Genomic DNA, 21,161 nt, shown 5'->3' with positions numbered 1-21,161 from the left:
CGCAAAGTCGACCTTAACGTGGGATTCAGCATCATCCGAGCGATCTCCGTGCGTCCATCACAAATGAGACCAAGTAGATGTATTTGTTGCACTTTTATGTAGCTAAGCACTGCGGCATATTGCAAATTGTGACGGGAACATGCATTTCTCGTTAATTGCATGTTAGGTTCGAGCCAAGTCAGGACGACATCTGAACATCACCATAACAATTGCATGGAGGCGAGAGAATTTTGTCCATAGGGGGATCCACTCGATGACACACCACCGCACGCCCGGTCGCCACCCGCTGACCAACGCCCTGCTCGCCGGCCTGATGATGGCTGCCGCAGCCCCGGCCCTGGCCCAGGAAGCCAGCTCCGGCAACAACCCGATCGACCTGGACCGCGTCAGCGTGACCGGCTCGCGCATCGCGCGCACCGGCTTCGTGACCCCCTCCCCGGTCACTGCCATCACCGCCGAAGAAATCCGCGCCACCGGCGCGAACAACATCGGCGACCTGATGACCCGCCTGCCGGCGCTGACCCCGACCTATACCCTGGGCAACTCGACCCGCTTCATCGGCACCGCCGGCGTAGGACTGATGGACCTGCGTGGCATGGGCCCCTCGCGTACCCTGGTGCTGGTCAACGGTCGCCGCCACGTCGGCGCGACCTCCGGCTCGACCTCGGTCGACGTGAACACCATTCCGGTGGAATGGATCGAGCGGGTGGAAGTGATCACCGGTGGCGCATCGGCCGTGTATGGTGCCGACGCCGTAGCCGGCGTGGTCAACTTCATCATGAAGAAGTCCTTCGATGGCGCGGAAATCCGCGGCCAGACCGGCATGGCCGATGAAGGCGGCTTCAACCGTTCGTTCGTCAGCATGTCGGCCGGTACCGACTTCGCCGGTGGCCGCGGCAACGCTGCCATCGCCTTGGAGTACAGCAAGCAGGACCGATTCGTGCGTACCGACCGTTCCATCGGTCGCCAGTACCTGGTGTCGGTGCCGAACCCGAACTATGACTCGTCCAAGCCGCCGAGCGAGAGCAACCCGCAGACCGTGCTGAGCGGCCCGGGTGGCAACCACTCGATCTCCTATGGCGGCACGTTCACCCTGGGCACCTTCAGCGCGACCAACCCGGCAACGTGGGGCAACCGCTACCAGTTCAACCCGGACGGCACCTTCCGCAAGCAGCGCTACGACGGCATTGTCGTCAGCAACAGCAGCTGCACCAACTGCGACTTCGCCGACCTCAATGCCGTGGCCGATCTGCAGCCGGAGTTTGATCGCAAGAGCGTCAACACGATCATCAACTTCGACCTGACCGACAACCACCGCATCTACTTCGAAGGCAAGTACACCGAAACCGAATCGGACTTCCTGGCCCAGCCGTCGTTCGATACCACCCTTCGCATCCAGCGCGACAACGCTTTTGTGACGCCGGAACTGCGTGCGCTGATGCTGGCCAACGGCGCCTCGACGATCACGCTGAACCGCTTCAACGTCGATGCCGGCCAGCGTGGTGAACACGTCGAGCGCAACACCCAGCGCTTCGTGCTCGGCATGGAAGGCAACCTGACCGATAACTGGACTTACGACGTATACGGCAACTGGGGCCAGAGCGAAGTCAAGCGCTGGAACCTCAACAACCGCATCAACGAGCGCTGGCAGGCTGGCCTGGATGCAGTGATCGACCCCGCCACCGGCCAGGTCACCTGCCGCACCACGCTGAACCCCAACGCCATCAATCCGCACACCGGCCGCGTCTATTCGGCCTTCGGCCGCGAGGGATGTATTCCGTTCAGCGTGCTGGGCAATGGCCAGGTCACCCAGGCCGCTCGCGACTGGATGAACGTCGAGTCGTACAACTTCTCCCGCATCCAGCAGAGCGTGTTCAGCGCCTCGGTCGCCAACGGATCACTGTTCAGCCTGCCGGCCGGTGACGTGGGCGTGGCCGGTGGCGTGGAGTACCGCCGCGAGAAGAGCCGCGAAATCACCGATCCGCTGGCCGCACAGGGCCTGACCTTCCTGAACGCCATTCCCAACCGTGCCGGCAAGTACGACGTGCGCGAAGCGTTCGTGGAGACCACCGTACCGCTGCTGGCCGACATCCCGGGCATTTACAACCTGACCATGGATGCTGCCGGCCGCTGGTCGGACTACAGCAGCATCGGCAAGACCACCACCTGGAAGGTGGGCCTGGACTGGACCATCATTCCGACCCTGCGCGCCCGCGGCACCCTGTCGCAGGCAGTGCGCGCACCGAGCATCGGTGAGCTGTACAACCCGCAGAGCGAGAACTTCGCCACCGTCGCCGATCCCTGCAACTACCTGGTGACCAACAGCAACCGTCCGTCCACCGCCAAGGATCCGGCGCTGCGCCAGGCCAACTGCTCGGCGCTGGGCATTCCAGTGGGCTGGGTTGACACCTACACCGCCAGCCGCCCCGGCGTGAGCGGCGGCAACCCGGACCTGAAGCCCGAGCGCGCTCGCAGCTTCACCTACGGCCTGGTGTGGCAGCCCGAGTTCCTGGAAGGTTTCGGCATGTCGATCGACTACTGGAACATCAACCTGAAGGACGCCATCGGTGCGGTGAACGCGCAGACCAATGCCACCCGCTGCGTTGATTCGCCGGGGGGCGTGGGCAATGCGTTCTGTGGCCAGATCGTCCGCGCGCCGGTCGGTGGCTTCACCGACGCCCAGGGCCGGGCCTTCCCCGAGTACTCGATCACCCGCTGGACCGCGCTGAACGAGAACCTGGCCCGCTCGCGCCGTATCGGTGTCGACTTGGAAATGGACTACCGCTTCAAACTGGCCGGTGGCGATACCGTGGTGCGTTTCGTCGGCACCCGTCTGCTGCAGTCCCGCGAATGGGCCTTCCAGGACTTCCCGGATGAATACACCGAGTACGTCACCTACGTGACCGATCCGCGCTGGCGTGCCCAGTTGCAGACCAAGTACTCGCTGGGCCAGTGGCGCGCTTCGTGGGATATGACCTACGTTGACGGAAACCTGCGCGTGACCCCGGACAGCTACAACAGCAACCCAGGTTCGCAGAGTCCGATCCGCAACGGTTCCTACGTCTACAACAACTTCCAGTTCGGCTACCGCTTCCCGGGCGACAAGATCGACGTCTATCTGGGCATCGACAACGCCTTCGACAAGGATCCCCCGGTGAACTACTTCGGCTCCGATGTCGGCTCGGCCATGTACGACAACATCGGTCGCTACTTCTATATGGGCGCCTCGTACAAGTTCTGATCCATCCAGAACCGCAGTACCCCGACAGACCCGGCTTTTGCCGGGTCTGTCTTTTTCCGGTACCGGCAAGGCCCCCTTGCGCCCGGCCATGACCTTCGACACCCTTGCAGTGCGGGCCGGCGGCGTATCGTTCGGCCCACGGCCGTTCCCCCGGCCCTTCCCTGACTCACTCGGCCTGGAGGCCATTCAAGTGACCCGTACTCCCAAGATCGTGCTGCTGACCCTGGCCGTTTCGGCCGCGCTGGTCGGCTGCGGCAAGAACGAAACCCCGGCAAAGGATGCCACCGCCTCCACGCCGGCCGCGGCCGACGCCGCCACCACCTACAAGCTCGACGAGAGCAAGCTGCCGGCCTACAACGCCTTCCAGGCCAGCGATCTGGACAGCAACCTTGACGCCTGCACCGCCTTCGGCGACTACGTCAACGGCAAGTGGCTGGCCGCCAACGAGATCCCGGGCGACCGCACCAGCTGGGGTGCCTTCACCATCCTCGACGAACGTTCGGTGGCCGTGCAGCACCAGCTGGCCGAGCAGGTCGCGCAGGTCAAGAACCCGGCCGGCATCGAGAAGATCGTCGGCGACCTGTGGGCCACCGGCATGGACGAAGCGAAGGTCAACGCCCAGGGCATCGAGCCGCTGAAGGCCGATCTGGCCGCGATCGACGGCCTGCAGGACAAGGCCGCCATCGCCAACTACCTCCGCACCAGCGCCGCCAAGGGCGAGAACGTGCTGTTCGGCTTCGGCGCCGNAGCCGACTTCAAGAACTCGGCCGTGAACATGGCCTACGCCAGCCAGGGCGGCCTGGGCCTGCCGGACAAGACCTTCTATACCGATGCGTCCAAGGCCGACAAGCTGAAGGCCTACCAGGCCCACGTGGCCAAGGTGCTGGAACTGTCCGGCGTCGCCGCTGCCGATGCCGCAAAGCAGGCTGAAGAAGTCGTCAAGTTCGAGACCCGCCTGGCCAAGGCGTCCAAGTCCAGCGTCGAGCTGTCGCGCGATGTTTCCCTGTACTACCACCCGGTCAGCCTGGCCGAGGCCGATGCGCTGACTCCGAACTTCAGCTGGACCGAGTTCTTCAAGTCGCAGAACGTGGCCGCGCCGGAGAAGTTCTCGCTGGCCATTCCGGCCTTCCACCAGGAAGTGAGCAAGGCACTGGGCGATACCGATCCGTCGGTATGGCGCGCCTACCTGCGCTTCCACACCGTGGACAGTGCCTCGCCGTACCTGGCCGATGCGTTCGTGCAGGAAAACTACGAGTTCTACGGCAAGACCCTCAATGGCCAGAAGGAACAGAAGCCGCGCTGGAAGCGCGTGCTGGGCACCATCGAGAGCGATGCCGGCGAAGCCTTCGGCCAGCTGTACGTGAAGGTCGCCTTCTCGCCGGAAGCCAAGGCGAAGATGGAAGAGCTGGTGAAGAACCTGGCCGCTTCGCTGAAGGAACGCATCCAGGGCCTGTCCTGGATGAGCGAAGAGACCAAGGCCAAGGCCATCGCCAAGTGGGAAACCTTCACTCCGAAGATCGGTTACCCGGACAAGTGGCGTGACTGGTCGGGCCTGCAGACCAACCGCGACAGCTACCTGGGCAACGTGCGCGCGGCCACCGCGTTCAACTACCAGTACAACCTGGCCAAGATCGGCAAGCCGGTGGACAAGACCGAGTGGGGCATGACCCCGCAGACGGTCAACGCCTACTACAACCCGCTGCAGAACGAGATCGTGTTCCCGGCCGCCATCCTGCAGCCGCCGTTCTTCGACCCGAAGGCCGACGACGCGCTGAACTACGGCGGTATCGGTGCGGTCATCGGCCACGAAATGACCCACGGTTACGACGACCAGGGCAGCCGCTTCGGGCCGACCGGCAACTTCGAGAACTGGTGGACCGAAGCTGATTCGAAGAACTTCGCTGGCCTGACCGGCAAGCTGGTCAAGCAGTTCGATCAGTACAAGGTCGACGGCCAGGCCGTGAACGGCCATCTGACCCTGGGCGAGAACATCGCCGACCTGGGTGGTCTGGCCACCGCCTACGACGCGCTGCAGAAGGCGTCGGCTGGCAAGGAAGACGCAAAGATCGACGGCTTCACCCGCGATCAGCGCTTCTTCTTCAACTGGGCCACCGTGTGGCGCACCAAGTACACCCCGGAGAACGCCAAGGTCCGCCTGGCAACCGACCCGCACGCGCCGGCGCAGTTCCGCGCCATCGGTGCGCCGTCGAACCTGCCGACCTTCACCGCGGCCTTCCAGTGCAAGCCGGGTACGCCGATGTCGCGCACCGGCGACTCGCAGGTGGTGATCTGGTAAGCCACGGCTGAGGCCACGGCTTTCCTGCAGAGGCCCGGGATTCCCGGGCCTTTGTTTTTCCGCGCGGTGGCCGCAGCCACGCATGGCGTGCCCATGCCAGCCGGTAGCGCCGGGCCATGCCCGGCGGATGCACCATGAAGCATGCATCTCCCACCCTGCCCGGCTTGCTATAGTTCGCCCGCCCTCAATCCATCACGGATTCGTTCTACATGCCCAACTTCCGTCCGCTTGCCATCGCCCTGGGCATCAGCCTGGCGACCCTGGTTCCGACCCACGATGCGTTCGCCGCCAAGAAGAAGGCCGCACGCGCCCCGGCCGTCAGTGCGCAGTGCAGCGATTTCTACGACGCCACCAACGCAGGCTGGCTGAAGGCCAACCCGGTGCCGCAGACCGGCGCCGCCACCGCACTGGGCCAGCTGGTCGACCGCAGCCGGCAGCAACAGCGTGAACTGCTGGACGCCTCGATGAAGGCGCCGCAGGGCAACGTGCAGAAGCTGCTGGGCGACTTCTGGGCCAGCGGCCTGGACGAAGCGGCCGTGGAAGCCGACGGCTCCAACCCGATCGCCCCGCTGCTGACCCGCATCAACGCGATCAAGAAGGCCAAGGATGTCCCGGCCTCGATCGCCGCGCTGCACCAGGTCGGCATCCCGGTGGCCTTCAACTTCGGTCCGGACGTGGACCTGAAGGCGCTGGACCGCCACATCGGTTACTTCATGCAGGGCGGCATGGGCCTGCCTGATCCGGCCTTCTATACCCGCACCGACGCCGACACCGTCGCGCTGATGGGCCGCTACCGCAACTACGTCAAGCAGATCCTCGCACTGACCGGCACCCCCGCGGCCAAGCTGGACGCCGAGTCGCAGGCGGTGATCGCGCTGGAAACCGAACTGGCCCGCAACGCGCAGTCGCTGGCGGGCATCAACAACCCGTTCAACAACTACGCGCCGATCTCCACCAAGGACCTCAACAGCCGCTACCGCAACCTGCAGCTGGATGCGTTCCTGAAGGCGCAGGGCGTCAACGATGACCTGGTGTCGCTGGCCGATCCGGCGCTGTTCAAGCAGCTCGACGGGATGGTCACCAAGCTCAAGCCGGACCAGTGGAAGGCCTACCTGCGCTGGCGCGTGGGCGACTCGATGGCGCCGTACCTGTCCAAGGCGTACCGCGATGCGGAGTTCGAGTTCCGTGGCCGCGTGCTGCGTGGCGAGACCCTGCCGCCGCAGCGCTGGGAAAGCGTGCTGGACGCGATCAACGTGGCCGCTGGCCCGATGGTCGGCCGCGAATACGCAGCCCGTTACCTGTCCGCCGAAGACCGCCGCCAGGCGGCCTGGATCGTCGACAAGGTGCGTGAAGTGCAGATCGAAGCGGTCAAGAACAACAGCTGGATGAGCGCCGAGGCCAAGACCGAAGCGCAGGCCAAGCTGGCCGCGCTGAAGATCGAGATCGGCACCCCGCTGCGCGACCTGGACTACAGCGTGCAGCCGATGGGCCGTGGTTCGTTCGGCGGCAACATGCTGATCGCCTCGACCTGGCGCCACCGCGAAGAAATGAAGCGCATCGGCAAGGGCAACGCCGACCGCCGCTGGGACGTGCTGCCGCAGCAGCCGTCGCTGGCCTATGACCTGGCGCAGAACCGGCTGATCGTCACTGCGGCGATCCTGCAGGGCCCGGTGTTCAACGCCAAGGCCGATGCCGCGGACAAGTTCGGCAGCTTCGGCGGCCTGGTCGGCCACGAGCTGACCCGCGCGATCGACGCCAAGGGTGCGCTGGTCGACGCCAAGGGCGAACTGCGCAGCTGGTGGACCCCGGCCGACAAGACCGCCTGGACCCTGCTTGGCACCCGTGTCGCCAGCCAGTACGGCGCCTACGAGTTCCCCGGCGTGAAGGGGGCCAAGGTCAACGGCACGCTGACCCAGGAAGAGAACCTGGCCGACATCGCCGGTCTGGAGCTGGCCTGGGCCGCGTACACCGCGCAGGAGCCGAAGGCCAAGCCGGCACAGCAGCAGGGCTTCTTCCGCGCCTGGGCCGCGCTGTGGCCGCAGCAGCTGTCGCCGAACGAGGCCGCACGCCGCCTGACCGCCGACATCCGTGCACCAGGTCGCTGGCGCACCAACGGCCCGCTGTCGAACCTGCCGGCGTTCGGCGCCAGCTTCAGCTGCAAGCCGGGCCAGCCGATGCAGCGCACCGACGGCGAGCAGATCAAGGTCTGGCGCTGAGGTTGATGGCTTTGTGTTGATGAAAGGGCGCCTTCGGGCGCCCTTTCTGTTGAAGGTTCCGTTGGAAAAGGACCCTGACGAATCAGGGCCAAGCCAACCCATGCGGAGAGTGAGCCGCTATGCGCGCAGGTCAGAAATCGTACGAGGCGGTCAAGCGAACCGTTCGCGGCGGCGTGAAATGGCTGCCCATGCCGTAGAGATTGGAGACCGTATCCGGACCCGTCTGATACTTCGCCGTCGACTGCAGTTGGCGCCGCTGGTTGAGTACGTTGAAGACGTTCAACCCCAAGCCAAGGCGGTTGCCGGCAAACACAGGCCGGTACATCACGCCCATGTCCAGCTGCGCCGTCCACGGCTGCCGGCCGGCATCACCGGGCCGTGACGGCTCACCGTTGCAATAGTGGTACGCCGATCCATAGCCATGCGCCGGATCGCTCTGGTCGCTTCCGTAGTAACCCAGGCAGCTCTTGGGCATGCCCGACATCACACGAACCGTCGACGAGGCCGTCCATTCGTCATTGATCTGGTAGGCGCCGAACGCCTTTAACTGGTGCCGCCGATCATTGGCGAGGTAGCCACCGGCGTACTCCATCAGCGACACCGCATCCCAGTCCTGGGTCTTGGAAACATCATCCTGACCGATATCGGACTTCACCTGTCCTTCGGTGTTCCCGAAGCTACGTGACCAGGTGTAGTCCAGGCGCGCGTACCAGCGCTCGGACATCGGGTGTTCGATGAACAGATCGACCGCCACGTACTCGCGCTTGGCCTTCTTGCCGTCGTAGCCCCAATCGGACGCGCTCATGGTGACGGGCGTATAACCGGAACCATCGCGATGACGTACCTGGAACCTATTGGTCTGCCCCGGGTTGAAGATCACGCAGCCCGGGAGCTCGTACGCGTCTGCATCCAGCCCCATGCCAGCGAGTCGGTCGGCGAAGCGACCGGAATCACAGGTATCGTCAATGGCCGACTGCAGCCGCCGGAAGGTCAGTTTTGCGCCACTGTTCCAGCTACTGCCCAAGGTTTTCTCGAAACCCAGGATCAGCTCATCCTGGTACTGGGAACGCAGATCTGTGGGCGCCACCGAACGGGGGTCGGGAGCCTGACCGTATTCATTGTTGGTTGATACCGGACCGTCGCCCAAAGGCGTCAGGCCCGTGGGGTTGCCGTTGGCGTCAATGCCGGTATAAGTGAAGTATTCACGGGTGTAGGTCGACGCGGACGCACCACGGATGGCCACACTGTTGGGCAATGCCAGGTAGTAGCGGCCAAGGTTAGCGAAGACCTTCAACGACGCGTCACCAAGCACATCCCAGCTGGCACCCAACCGCGGCGCCCACTGGTCGCCACTTTCCACATACGCGCGTCCATCGCTGTTGTAGTTGGTGAAACGATCATTCCGCAGGCCCAGCGTCAGCAGCCACTCGGGCGTCAGCTGCCAGCGGTCTTCCAGATAGTAGGCCTTCTGCTTCACCGACATGCTGGTGGTGGTAGAGAAGATGTATTTCTGCACAAAATAGCCATTGCCGCCCGGCGGTGCGATGCCGAAGCCGGGGTTGGGCGACGCGCCCGGATTGCCGCGGGAGTAGATCCAGGCATGACCCGGCCCGGTCATGGACTGCCCTTCGTTGTGCGCCCGATAGGTCATATTGTCGACGCCGGCGGTCAACTCGTGGTTGCCGATGCGGTACTGCAGGTCCATGCGCAGCCCCTGCGTCGTACTGCCCGCATCAGAAGCCTTGGTGTACAGGCCGGCCTGGTCATTGCGAACCGGGGCTCCACCAGTGAGGGACGGATCCTGGTTCCCGGCACCACTGATGAAGGGGTTGCCCGAATCCAGTGGGTTGAATTCCAGGTTGCCGACGCGGGTGCGCCCCCACACTGCGCTCAAGGTCAGGTCGTCGTTGAGATACCCCGTGTACTTGAAGATATCGACGTCCGTCGTGGCCTTGGTCGTATTGGGAAACGTGCCCGTGCGATCCCCTTCGGTCAAGGTGTCGTAGTCGAACCCGGTGTAGTAACCACCCGAACGATCGGTGTCCTGGAAACGGGTGTACTCCAGGATATTGTCGTCATTGATGTTCCAGTCGACCTTGCCGTAGAACTTCGGTGTATCAACGCTATAGTGGTTGCGGGCCTGCTGCGCAGATGCCTCGCTGCCGGTCGATACACCTTCACGCCGATTGGACTCAGCGGCCAGGTGGATGAACAGGCGATCCTCGATCAGCGGCCCGCTGACATAGCCGCTGTAGCTGGTGGTGGTCGCCTTGTCTCCCCGACGGTAACGGTACAACGTGCCGGGCTTGGACTCATTTTCATAGGCATAGTCATCCGGCAAGGCCATGTCGGGGTAGTTGACCGATGCCGGCGACTCGGCAAGCTCCGCCGGTGTCCACGTCACCTGGGCCCCGAAAAGCCACCTGTTGGTGCCGCGTTTTCCCAATTGGTTGATGACACCGCCTGTGGAACGGCCATAACCCGCACCGTACCCACCGGTGAAGGTCTCCTGCTGATCGATGGAACCGTAGGGCAGGCTGATCCCGCCGAGGTTGTTCAGCGGGTTGGTGACATTGAAGCCGTTGAGGTAGTAGGCGTTCTCGGTAACGCTGGCGCCACCGAACGACAGCACGGATCGCGAACCGTTGGAGAATTCACCGCTACCGGCGACCACCCCAGGGGCAAGCAAAGCGATGGCCTCGGCACTTCGGCCCAACGGCAGCACATCCAGCTGTTCGGACGTGATGACGGACTTCGACACGGTGTGGGTCACATCGATTTTCGGCAGATTCGCTGCGGTGACGTTGACCGCGTCCAGCGTGGTGGCCGGCCCATGTGCGGCGAAACTAACTTCGGTGCCACTGCCCACGCGCAACTGGATGTTGTCCTGCTGCTCGATGACACGGCCGTCGCGCTGCACGCTGACGCTGTAGCGCCCCACCGGCAATGCGCCGAAGGTGTAGCGCCCCTGTGCATCAACGGGCGCCGTCCGCCGCAGACCGCTGTCGCTCTGGGCGACAACGGTAGCGCCTTCTGCACCGGCTGCAGTGCCGAACAACGTGCCCGTCGTGCTCTGTGCAGCAACGGCTCCAACGATGGAAAACAACACCGCCGAAAGCGCGCTGCGCTTCAACACACGATGCGTGGATGCAAATGCCATGAAGCTCTCTCCCGTGATGAAACTGACGGGATTTATAGGCACGGGCCGCCCTCGCATGGCAGTGCTGCAACCCGCGATGAATCAGGACGAAAGCGTCAGCAAGCGGGCATCAGCGACGCCTTTGAATCGGGCCAGACAGCTGAAAACACGGGTATTACAGCCAATCAGCGGCACCGTGACGACCGCATCCTCAGCAGGTCAACAGCGGTCGCATACGTCACATGAACGAAGTCGATGTGTTGTGTTAAGCGTTCAATACGACAGCCCCGCGTTCTGGTTCCGACACTCATGGTGTATCCAGCGCTGCACCGACACCCATTACACCGCCTTCAACGTTCCCCGGTAATGCACGATTCGCCCCACCACCGGCGCGCCGATCTCCACGTCGAAGACGAAGCGCCCATCCTCATCACTTTCGAAACTGTTCTCCCCCGGCAGCAGCCACTGCGGCAACGGCAGGCCCAGGATCGACCAGCGTCGCGGCACCAGTTGCAGCCGCCCGTTATCGACCAGAAGTGCCAACGCTACCGATACCGCACCGAAGCGTTCGACCAGCAGCGCTTCGTTGCGCCCCTGCCCCTGCGTCTGCAACGAAGAGAAACGACGGCCGGCGAAGGTCCGTGTCCAGCGCTCACCACCCGCCTCTGCGGTGAACTCCACGCTGACCGGCACCGCCTCGCCCGCTGCCGGAAAACCGAACACGTTCCCCAGTAACCGCGACAACAACCCACCCCCGCGTTCGACCGATGCCGTGCCGCTCCAGCGCTTGGCGGCAGACGGTGCATGCAACGCCTGTACGCTGGCCGGCAGCAGCGCGTACGCGTCGCCCAGCAGGCGCTGGTACAGGCTGGCACCGGGCATGTCGCGGCGGAAACCGGTATGGATCGTGCGTCCGTTGAACAGCCGGTCGTAGTCGGGCAGTTCCAGCGCATGCGTGGCCGGGCGAGCCCCCGGTGACGGCCGTTCACCGGCCAGCTGCTTGCGGATCACCGCTTCGATGGCCATCGATGGGATGTACGGGCCGTCATCGGCTTCGGCCAGCAGGTGCCAGCTCTGTTCCACACGCGCACCATCGCGGGTGCCTACGGCACGCACGATCATGCCGCCGCGATGCTCGCCGAACTTCATCAGGTTCAACACGGTATAGAACAACCGCGAGCATGGCTCCAGCGATGGCAGTTTCAGGTGCAGGCGCGCCTTGGCCAGCAGATTGAGCACGCGATGCAGGATCTCCGGCACCGGGCCAGCCCCCATCCAGATGTCGGTCATCGTCGGATGTTCGGGTGGCAACACCTGTAGATCCGGCACATCCACCAGCGAGAAATGCAGGTTGCGCAGCGGCAGTCGCCCCGGCACCGCGACGGTGAAGCGGCGACTCTCGGCCAGGCCGATGCCGTGCCCATCGCGACCGTTGCGGCGCAGCTTCACCGGCGAACCGGCATAGCCGACCACCGCACGCATCACGTTCAGGCCGATGCCGGCATAGGGCGATGGCGCGATGCCGCCTTCCACGCTGACGATGTCCATGTGCGTGGCCATCTCGCGCAGCACTGCCGCAGTCAATACCGGGAAACTGCTGACGCCGGACAGTGCGTAGATACCAGCCGCCCTGGCCTGCGCGTCGTACTGCGAAACGCCGAATACGAAGTCTGCCGCGTCGGCGAAGTCCAGATAATCAATGCCGGCGGCGATGCAGGCTTCGATCGCGCCGTAGCGGTGTTCGCCGTAGTCCTGGAAAGGACCGGAGGCATCCACCACCAAGTCCGGTCGCTCGGCCTGCAGGGCCGTGGCCAGCCGTTGCCGGTCGACCTGCAGTGGACGCAGCGTCGATTGCCCCACATAGCTTGCGCAGAAGGCCTGCGCCGCTGCCAGGTTGCGGCCGCCGATCAGCAGTTCCAGCATCGGCAGGTCGGCCAGCAAGCGGACCAGACGTCCCCCGAACACCCCATAGCCACCCAGAATCAGGATCTTCACGCATCATCCCTGTCGTGTCGTCCGGCCATGGTAGCGCGGCGCCGGCAGCTTCCGCAGTGCAGCACGATCCGGCATTAACGCCGCCCATGCTATCGCTGCGCCTTCGTCCACTGCGGAGCCCCGCCATGGCTCACAAGAACACGATCTGCGTCTGGTATGACAACGGCGCGCTCGAGGCCGCCACGTTCTATGCGAAGACCTTTCCCGACAGCGAAGTAACCGCTGTGCATCACGCGCCCGGCGACTTCCCCGACGGCAAGCTGGGGGACGTGCTCACCGTCGAATTCACGGTCTGCGGCATTCCCTGCGTAGGCCTCAATGGTGGCCCGACCTTCAAGCACAGCGAAGCGTTCTCGTTCCAGATTTCCACCGAGGACCAGGCCGAGACCGATCGCCTGTGGAATGCCATCGTCGGCAACGGTGGCCAGGAAAGCCAATGCGGCTGGTGCAAGGACCGATGGGGCGTGTCCTGGCAGATCAGCCCGCGCATGCTGATCGACGCGGTGACCAGCAAGGACAAGGCCCTGGCCAAGCGCGCCTTCAACGCGATGATGCCGATGAAAAAGATCGACATCGCCACCATCGAAGCGGCGATCCGCAACGCATGACGACGTTGGACACGATCATCGTTGGCGGCGGCCACAACGGGCTGGTGTGCGCGGCGTATCTGGCGCGCGCGGGGCAACGGGTGCTGGTGCTGGAGCGTCGCGGCATCCTTGGCGGTGCAGCTGTCACCGAGGAGTTCCACCCGGGCTTCCGCAACTCGGTGGCCTCGTACACGGTGTCGCTGCTGCAGCCGAAGGTGATCGAGGAGCTGCAGCTGCATGCGCACGGGCTGCGCATCGTCGCGCGGCCAGCCAACAACTTCCTGCCATTGCCTGATGGCCGCTACCTGCTGTCCGCACCTGGCCGCTCCCAGGCCGAGGTGGCGAAGTTCTCCGAACGTGATGCGCAGGCGCTGCCCGCCTATGAAGCGCGCCTGGAAGTATTTGCCGATGTGCTGCGCGACTGGGCGCTGCGTCCGCCGCCCGACCTCGGGGTGATGGCCGGCTGGCGTGCGTTGCCGGCGTTGTGGCAGATGGGCCGGTTGGGACGGGAGCTGGCCGCACTCGACCCTGCACTGCGCCAGGAACTGCTGGACCTGTTCACGCTGTCGGCCGCCGAGTACCTGGATCGCTGGTTCGAAAGCGAGCCGATCAAGGCCCTGTTTGGTTTCGATGGCATTGTCGGCAACTACGCCAGCCCGTACACGCCAGGCAGCGCGTATGTACTGCTGCATCACGTGTTCGGCCAGTGCAACGGGGTCAAGGGCGCGTGGGGCCACGCCATCGGTGGCATGGGCGCGATCAGCCAGGCCATCGCCGCGTCGGCGCGTGCGGCCGGCGCCGAGCTGCGCGTTGATGCCGACGTGCAGCGCCTGCTGGTGGAAGACGGACGCGTGGTCGGCGTCGCGCTGTCCGGCGGCGAGAGCCTGCGCGCACGTGCCGTGGTGGCCAACGTCAACCCGAAGCTGCTGTACGAACAACTGCTGCAGCCCGCCCAGGTTCCCGTCACCACCCGTGAACGCATGGCGAACTGGCGCTGCGGCTCGGGCACGTTCCGGATGAACGTCGCGCTGTCGCGGCTGCCGGATTTCCGTGCCCTGCCCGGCCCCGGCGATCACCTCAGTGCCGGCATCATCATGGCGCCCAGCCTGGATTACATGGACCATGCCTGGCTGGACGCACGTCGCGAGGGCTGGTCGCGCGAGCCGATCGTGGAGATGCTGATTCCGAGCACGCTGGACGACTCGTTGGCGCCACCCGGGCAGCATGTGGCCAGTCTATTCTGCCAGCACGTGGCGCCGGAGCTGCCCGATGGCCGACGCTGGGATGATCACCGCGATACCGTCGCCGACCTGATGATCGCTACCGTCGATCACTACGCTCCCGGCTTCGCCGACAGCGTGCTCGGTCGACAGGCCCTGTCACCCTTGGATCTGGAACGCACGTTCGGGCTGGTCGGTGGCGACATCTTCCACGGTGCGCTCAGCGCCAACCAGCTGTTCTCGGCGCGGCCGATGATCGGCCAGGCCGGTTATCGCGGCGCCCTGCCCGGCCTGTACCTGTGCGGCGCGGGTACGCATCCGGGCGGCGGGGTCACCGGCGCGCCCGGGCACAACGCGGCGCAGGTGGTGCTGGCCGATGCATGAAATGCGTGCCAGCCAAGGTTGGCATCTACCCTCGTGGGACGAGGTGTGCCGACCAACGGTCGGCACCTACAGCGTCAAATGTTCCTTCGGATCATTTGACGCTGCGCAGGTGGTTCGGTCGCTTTGGCGGGCCGGGCGGACGACGCTTGTTGAACGGCGGTTGGCCACGCCAGTAGCGGATCAGCAGCCAGCCGAACAGCATGCCGCCCAGGTGCGCGAAATGGGCCACGCCCGGCTGCCAGCCGGTCATGCCCAGCACCAGCTCGCCCACGCCGAACAGGATCACGAACGTACGTGCCTTCATCGGAATCGGCGGGAACAGCAGCATCACCCGCTGGTTGGGGAACAGCATGCCGTAAGCCAGCAGCAGGCCGAACACACCACCGGACGCACCCAGCACCGTGGCCGGATTGTCGAGCATCGTGCCGACCAGCAACTGGCACAGGCCGGCGCCGACCACGCACACCAGGTAGTAGGTCAGGAAGCGCTTCTCACCCCAGGTCTGTTCCAGCGGCGCGCCGAACATGAAGACGGCCAGCATGTTGAAGAACAGATGGAAGAAACTGCCATGCAGGAAGCCGTAGGTCAGCAGCTGCCAGGGCTGGAAATTGCCGCCCGGCGAGAACGCATCGAACCCCTGCTGCAGCGGCTGCAGCATGAACGGCTCGAAGGTCTGCATGCCGAGCAGGAACGGCTGCTGCAGCAGGAACAGGATCGCGTTGGCGATCAACAGGGCCTTGGTGACGGTTGGCAGTCGCGGGAACATGGGGACACCGGCATGGAACGGCCTCCATCATAGCCGCAGCACCGGCCCTTTTTGACCAGAGCGGACGGTCGTCCGTTCAGTCGCAGGCGGCGATCAGCCCGGCCCCCATACGGCCGCATCCAGCGCCGCCGCCGGGTCGGTCGCGGGCATCCGCACCCGGCCGTTTTCGACGATGACACCCTCGGCGCGCAGCCGCTGCGATTGTTCGCGCCAGCCGGCCGAACCTTCGGCCATGGCGATGCGCCCATCCGAGCGCAGCACCCGGTGCCAGGGTAGCGAGGGATCGTCATTCTGGCCGAGGATGCGTGCGGTCAGCCGTGCGCGTCCGGGCAGGCCGGCGCGCATCGCGACCTGCCCGTAGCCCAACACCTGCCCTGGCGGGATCGCATGGATCACCGCCAGGATGCGGGCACGCGCCTGCTCCGGCGTCAGCGGCGCAGGCGCGTCACCAGCAGCACGCCGATCAGGACCAGCACGGTGCCGGCGATCTGCGCCGGCCCCATCGGTTCGTCGAGCAGCCATAGGCTCATCACGATGGTGGAAACCGGGCCCAGCATACCCACCTGCGCAGCCAGCGACGAGCCGACGCGCTGCACCGCCAGCATGATCGCCAGCACCGGCAGCACGGTGCAGACCGTTGCGTTGATCAGCGACAACCACTGCACGACAGCGGGGACCTGCCACAGCAACGGCAGTGGATGGGTGATGGTGAAATGCAGCAGCACCAGTACGCTGGCCACGCAGCTGGCGTAGGCGGTCAGACGCACCGCGCCGATACGGGCGACCACCTGGCCGCTGCCGAACAGATAGAGCGCATAGCTGAGCGCACTGCCCAGCACCAGCAGGCTGCCGAGGATGATCTGCCCACCCTCCCGCTGCAGGTCATGGCCGAACGCGATAAGCACGCCGAGATAGCTGAGCACCAGCGCGCCGACCTGCCAGCGACCCGGCCGCTGCCGCGCCAGCAGCACGTTGATCAGCAGCACCAGGGTCGGGTTCAAGTACAGGATCAACCGTTCCAGGGTCACGCTGATGTACTGCAGGCCCTGGAAATCCAGCAGGCTGGACAGGTAGTAACCGGTGAAGCCGAGCCACAGCACGCGTGCGCGGTCAGCCCAGGAAAGTCGCTCTGCACGGCGCGAGGCCCACACCGCCATCAGCGCGAACAGGGGCAGCGCCATCAGCATGCGCAGCGCCAGCAGCGTGGTCGCGTCCACGCCATGGCGCAGCCCCAGCTTGACGATGATCGCCTTGCCCGAGGCGGCAATGGCGCCGATCGCAGCCAGGCCGATACCGCCCAGAGCGATGCGCGGGGACGTGGTGGCGATACCGGGAGAAGAAGTGGACATCAGGAAAAAAACGGGCCGCATGGGCGGCTGGAAGCAGCCGGATTGCTTCCAATTGTCTCATGGCACTTCGGGGCGAACGATCCGATGTCCGTTCAGGCTCATTGCAACTCCTGATCCACGCATGGCGTGGATCTACGTGTCGACCAAGGTCGACACCCACCAACAGCAGCACAAAACGCAGTTCCGACAGATCGCAGCAATCTGTCGAAGGCGGGGTGGGTCCGGTTGCGGGGGCGTGAGCCGCATGGGCCCGAGGCACGCCTCGGGCGGGTTGGGCAGGACGCCCAACCCCGGTCTTGCCGTGTACGCAGGANAGCGCNCACGAGCAAGCGGCGACCGAGCTTACANGGACGTACTTGCAGCGTCCCCCGCAACCGGACCCACCCCGCCATTCCACGGAATGCACGCTGTTGCTGTTGCTGTTGCTGTTGCTTCGGCCGTTGCTGTCGAGGTTCCCGACCAGCGGCCGGCACTACCGTGAGTGTCGGCTCAGCGCATCAACACCACTTCTTCAGCAGACGTCGGATGGATGGCCACCGTGTCGTCGAACTGGGCCTTGGTCGCCCCCATTTTCACCGCCACCGCGAAACCCTGCAGGATCTCGTCGGCTGCTTCGCCGAGCAGGTGCACACCCACCACGCGCTCCTCCGGGCCGGCGCAGACCATCTTGAACAGGCTGCGCTGGGTGCCGTTGGCCAGCGCCTGCAGCATCGGCCGGAACCGGCTGTGGTACACCGTCACCTGCTCGAAGCGCGCACGTGCATCTTCCTCGCTCATGCCTACCGCGCCCAGCGGCGGGTGCGAGAACACCACGCTGGCCACGTTGTCGTAGTCCATCTTCGCTTTCGGGCGGCCACCAAACAGACGATCCATCAGGCGTCGCGCTGCAGCCACGGCGACCGGCGTCAGGCCGACCTTGCCTGCGATGTCACCGACCGCATGCACGCTTGGCACCGCCGTGGTCTGCCACGCGTCCACCTCCACCTGCTGGTGTTCGCCGATGCCGATGCCCAGTGCTTCCAGGCCGAGCTCCTTGCTGTTGCCGCGCCGGCCGGTAGCGAAGAACACCGCGTCGAACACACTGTCGATCGGGCCGTCATGGCCGAACGCGCGCACGCGTTCGCCGTCGCGCTTCAACTCACGCAGACGGTAATCGAAGTGGATGCGCACGCCCTGCTGGCGCAGGTTCTCGGCCAACTGCGCGGTCAGCTCGTAGTCGAAGCGCTCCAGCAGGCGGCTGCCACGTACCAGCAGGCTCACCTTGCTGCCCAGCGCCTGCAACAGCCCGGCAAGTTCCACCGCGATGTAGCCACCACCGATGATGGCGACCTCGGCCGGTGCCGCACGCAGGTCGAAGAAATCATCGGATACCAGGCCCAGTTCGGCGCCGGGAATGTCCGGCCGCTGCGGATGGGCGCCGGTGGCGATGAGGATCTGCGCAGCGCTGTAACGCACGCCATCACTGCACGCCACGGTGTGCGCATCCAGCAGATGGCCGCGGGCCGGGATGCGCACCACGCCGGTTTCATCCAGGCGCTTGTGATAGCTGGTGTGGATGTTGCTGATGTAGGCCTGGCGATGGATCACCAGTTCCTTCCACGACAGCGCCGGACGCGGCGCCACGTCGAAGCCCATCGCGCTGGCCAGGCCGATGCGCTCGGCCAGATCGGCGGCCAGCCACATCGCCTTCTTCGGCACGCACCCGACATTCACGCAGGTCCCCCCCAGTTCACCCGGCTCCAGCAGGGCAACCCGCTTGCCATGCTGCGCAGCGCGGATGGCACCGGCCAGGCCAGCGGAGCCGCCGCCAAGGACGATCAGATCGTAGTCATAAGAGGGAGTATTCATCGCAATCGCTCGAGTCGACAGGGAAGATGGCGGGCGAGCGCCCGCAACGAAGATCGGCAGGCAGCGGGTTGGCGCCGCCACCCATGCTGCTGCGAGCATGCCACGGCCCACTGCAGGCCAGACGTGAGGGCATGCAGCGGCACGCTTGCTGATGCATGCAGCCACGCAGGTCGAAACGCGCGCGGCCGGCATCGATCACCCCTGCCCGGCCCCACGGCGCAGTGCTGGCCACTGCTGGTACGTCATCGCACGCCACAGCCATTCCATCGGACCAAAGCGGAAACGGCGCAGCCACAGGTGGCTGAAGATCACCTGCGCTGCAAACAGCAGCAGTGCCAACTGCAGCTGCCAGGCACGCGGCAGCACGTCGAACCATCCCAGCCCGTAGTGATAGAACAGCAGCGTGCAGACCACCGATTGGGCAAGGTAGTGGGTCAACGCCATCCGACCGACCGGCGCCAGCCAGCCCATGCGCGCGCGCCAGTGCACGATCCAGGCCAGGTAGCCCAGGCACATCGGCACACCGCCCACGGCCACCAGTGCCATTGCCGTGGTGGTCGGCAGGTCATAGACACCCGGCGCCAGATACGGCTTCCACAACACACCTGCCAGGGTGGCCAGCAGGCCCAGCGGCAATGCGATCCAGCGCAGGCCGGCATACAACCGCGGGAAACGCTCCGGCGCGGTCAATGCGCCGCTGCCGGCGAACCAGGCACCCAGCAGGAACATGCCCAGCACTTCGGGCCCGGAAATGAACATGCCACCCAGCGACGCGCCGAACTCATGCAGGCGCTGCACGTTGGCCTGCATCCAGTCACCCTGGCCGTACACCAGGCGTTGCTGGTCGATGCCCTGCTGCGCGTCGACCAGCATCTTCTGCAGGTCCTGCGGGGTGGCCATCGACACCATCGCGCCGACCAGCAGCATCAGCGCAACACCCAGCGCATACACCAGCAACCCCATCCAGGGCAGCCAGCTGCGCGGTGCCTCACGGCAGGCCAGCAATGGCAGCGAGGCCAGCGCATACAGCACCAGGATGTCGCCCGACCAGACCAGCAGTGCATGGCACAGGCCGATCAGCAGCAGCCCGGCGCTGCGGCGCAGGTAGAACGGAGTGAACTGGCGGCCCACTGCCTCGGCGCGCTGGGCCATCACCGCAAAGCCCGCCCCGAACAGCAGCGAGAACAGGGTGAAGAATTTTCCCTGCACGAACACATAGACGAACGCATCGGCCCAGTAGTCGATGCCCTGCCATTGCGCGTCGATGCCCGTAAAGGCCAGGTCCAACGGCCCACTGAAGGCCTCGATGTTCATCAGCAGGATGCCCAGCAGGGCGAAGCCACGCAGTATGTCCAGCACGGCGATGCGTTCGCCGGAAGCCACCGGTTGCAGGGAAGGGGAAGCGGTGTTCACGGGGTATCCGGCGTGCAGGTCCGTCATTATGCCGCCGGCCTGCGGGCCATGGATGGCCCCGTCCTGTTCCAGATACGCAACGGCCCGTCGAAGCGGGCCGTTGCTGCCATCACGATCGCGATGCGATCAGTGCTGGTGACCACCGTCACCGTGGACATGGCCGTGTTCGATCTCTTCCTTGCCGGCTTCGCGCACTTCAACGATCTCCACGTTGAAATGCAGGTCCTTGCCGGCCATCGGGTGGTTCAGGTCGACATCGACCACGCTCATGCCGACCTTCTGCACGGTCACGGCACGCGGACCGAAGTTGGTCTGCAGCACGACCTGCTGGCCCGGGACCAGCTTGGCGGTACCGAAGTGCTTCTTCGGCACGCGCTGGGACAGGCCGTCACGGCGCTCGCCGTAGGCGTCGGCCGCCTTGACGTCGACCTCGAAGGCCGCGCCGGCTTCCTTGTCCATCATGGCGTTTTCCAGGCCCGGGATGATGTTGCCGTGGCCGATCAGGATCGCCAGCGGCTCGCCGCGGTCCTTGGACGATTCGATCGGCTCCTGGCCGGCCTCGGAGACGGTGTAGTGGAAGCGGACAACGCGGTCTTTTTCGATCTTCATGCGCAACTCTGTCTGGATCTGCCGGAGGCAGGCGGGTTGGGGCGGGTTGTCGCCCAGCGGGGACGCCGCCATCATGACGGCCAATCCAAGGTCGGGCA

The 21,161-nt window shown here is 65.1% G+C and carries 13 protein-coding genes; 5 read left to right on the top strand and 8 right to left on the bottom strand.

Features of this window, described 5'->3' with window-relative positions; translation table 11 throughout:
• Nucleotides 1-244: 244 nt before the first annotated feature.
• The 3 genes from TEP_RS05400 (at nt 245) to TEP_RS05390 (ending at nt 7,753) form a co-directional block, all read left to right on the top strand.
• Nucleotides 245-3,241 carry a TonB-dependent receptor gene (locus TEP_RS05400; protein WP_165933949.1) on the top strand — a complete coding sequence of 999 codons (2,997 nt, stop codon included), beginning with the start codon at nt 245-247 and terminating at the stop codon, nt 3,239-3,241.
• A 190-nt stretch (nt 3,242-3,431) separates the two neighbouring features.
• Entirely contained in the window at nt 3,432-5,537 is a 2,106-nt protein-coding gene (locus tag TEP_RS05395) for a M13-type metalloendopeptidase (protein ID WP_132824545.1), read from the top strand.
• A gap of 209 nt (nt 5,538-5,746) precedes the next feature.
• On the top strand, nt 5,747-7,753 hold the full coding sequence (locus TEP_RS05390) for a M13 family metallopeptidase (protein WP_025876099.1): 2,007 nt from the start codon (nt 5,747-5,749) through the stop codon (nt 7,751-7,753).
• A 130-nt stretch (nt 7,754-7,883) separates the two neighbouring features.
• On the opposite strand, the gene TEP_RS05385 is transcribed toward TEP_RS05390, so the two are convergent.
• Entirely contained in the window at nt 7,884-10,913 is a 3,030-nt protein-coding gene (locus TEP_RS05385; RefSeq protein ID WP_132824544.1) for a TonB-dependent receptor, read from the bottom strand.
• 318 nt (nt 10,914-11,231) lie between these two features.
• Nucleotides 11,232-12,887: an SDR family oxidoreductase gene (locus TEP_RS05380; RefSeq protein ID WP_132824543.1), complete on the bottom strand. Its 1,656-nt coding sequence runs from the start codon at nt 12,885-12,887 to the stop codon at nt 11,232-11,234.
• A gap of 125 nt (nt 12,888-13,012) precedes the next feature.
• Between TEP_RS05380 and TEP_RS05375 the strand changes: the two genes are divergently transcribed.
• Both TEP_RS05375 and TEP_RS05370 read left to right on the top strand, forming a co-directional pair.
• A complete protein-coding gene (locus TEP_RS05375) occupies nt 13,013-13,495 on the top strand; it encodes a VOC family protein (RefSeq protein ID WP_132824542.1) in 483 nt (160 codons plus the stop codon).
• Nucleotides 13,492-15,078: an NAD(P)/FAD-dependent oxidoreductase gene (locus TEP_RS05370; RefSeq protein WP_132824541.1), complete on the top strand. Its 1,587-nt coding sequence runs from the start codon at nt 13,492-13,494 to the stop codon at nt 15,076-15,078. Before TEP_RS05375 ends, TEP_RS05370 begins: the two co-directional genes overlap by 4 nt.
• Nucleotides 15,079-15,169: 91 nt before the next feature.
• Here the strand turns inward: TEP_RS05370 and TEP_RS05365 are convergent, their stop codons facing one another.
• From TEP_RS05365 to TEP_RS05340, 6 genes are all read right to left on the bottom strand, one after another.
• Nucleotides 15,170-15,844 carry a rhomboid family intramembrane serine protease gene (locus TEP_RS05365; RefSeq protein ID WP_025876091.1) on the bottom strand — a complete coding sequence of 225 codons (675 nt, stop codon included), beginning with the start codon at nt 15,842-15,844 and terminating at the stop codon, nt 15,170-15,172.
• Nucleotides 15,845-15,937: 93 nt separating this feature from the next.
• Nucleotides 15,938-16,276: an MGMT family protein gene (locus tag TEP_RS05360; protein WP_240790741.1), complete on the bottom strand. Its 339-nt coding sequence runs from the start codon at nt 16,274-16,276 to the stop codon at nt 15,938-15,940.
• On the bottom strand, nt 16,273-17,193 hold the full coding sequence (locus TEP_RS05355; RefSeq protein WP_132824540.1) for a DMT family transporter: 921 nt from the start codon (nt 17,191-17,193) through the stop codon (nt 16,273-16,275). The genes TEP_RS05360 and TEP_RS05355 overlap by 4 nt, the downstream gene beginning before the upstream one ends.
• A 489-nt stretch (nt 17,194-17,682) precedes the next feature.
• On the bottom strand, nt 17,683-19,041 hold the full coding sequence (gene gorA / locus TEP_RS05350) for a glutathione-disulfide reductase (RefSeq protein ID WP_132824539.1): 1,359 nt from the start codon (nt 19,039-19,041) through the stop codon (nt 17,683-17,685).
• Between the two features lie 195 nt (nt 19,042-19,236).
• Entirely contained in the window at nt 19,237-20,481 is a 1,245-nt protein-coding gene (locus TEP_RS05345; RefSeq protein WP_132824538.1) for a DUF418 domain-containing protein, read from the bottom strand.
• Between the two features lie 99 nt (nt 20,482-20,580).
• Nucleotides 20,581-21,063 carry a peptidylprolyl isomerase gene (locus tag TEP_RS05340; protein ID WP_132824537.1) on the bottom strand — a complete coding sequence of 161 codons (483 nt, stop codon included), beginning with the start codon at nt 21,061-21,063 and terminating at the stop codon, nt 20,581-20,583.
• Nucleotides 21,064-21,161: the final 98 nt, after the last annotated feature.

The sequence above is a fragment of the Stenotrophomonas sp. TEPEL genome (assembly GCF_004348785.1).
In the GTDB taxonomy this organism is placed as follows: Bacteria; Pseudomonadota; Gammaproteobacteria; order Xanthomonadales; family Xanthomonadaceae; genus Stenotrophomonas; species Stenotrophomonas indicatrix.
This window is presented reverse-complemented; position numbering and strand designations above follow the sequence as displayed.

Coding starts and splice junctions, on each gene's coding strand:
- TEP_RS05390 (WP_025876099.1), top strand. CDS start 5,747: ATGCCCAACTTCCGTCCGCTTGCCATCGCCCTGGGCATCAGCCTGGCG.
- TEP_RS05385 (WP_132824544.1), bottom strand. CDS start 10,913: ATGGCATTTGCATCCACGCATCGTGTGTTGAAGCGCAGCGCGCTTTCG.
- TEP_RS05375 (WP_132824542.1), top strand. CDS start 13,013: ATGGCTCACAAGAACACGATCTGCGTCTGGTATGACAACGGCGCGCTC.
- TEP_RS05370 (WP_132824541.1), top strand. CDS start 13,492: ATGACGACGTTGGACACGATCATCGTTGGCGGCGGCCACAACGGGCTG.
- TEP_RS05365 (WP_025876091.1), bottom strand. CDS start 15,844: ATGTTCCCGCGACTGCCAACCGTCACCAAGGCCCTGTTGATCGCCAAC.
- TEP_RS05355 (WP_132824540.1), bottom strand. CDS start 17,193: ATGTCCACTTCTTCTCCCGGTATCGCCACCACGTCCCCGCGCATCGCT.
- gorA (WP_132824539.1), bottom strand. CDS start 19,041: ATGAATACTCCCTCTTATGACTACGATCTGATCGTCCTTGGCGGCGGC.
- TEP_RS05345 (WP_132824538.1), bottom strand. CDS start 20,481: ATGACGGACCTGCACGCCGGATACCCCGTGAACACCGCTTCCCCTTCC.
- TEP_RS05340 (WP_132824537.1), bottom strand. CDS start 21,063: ATGAAGATCGAAAAAGACCGCGTTGTCCGCTTCCACTACACCGTCTCC.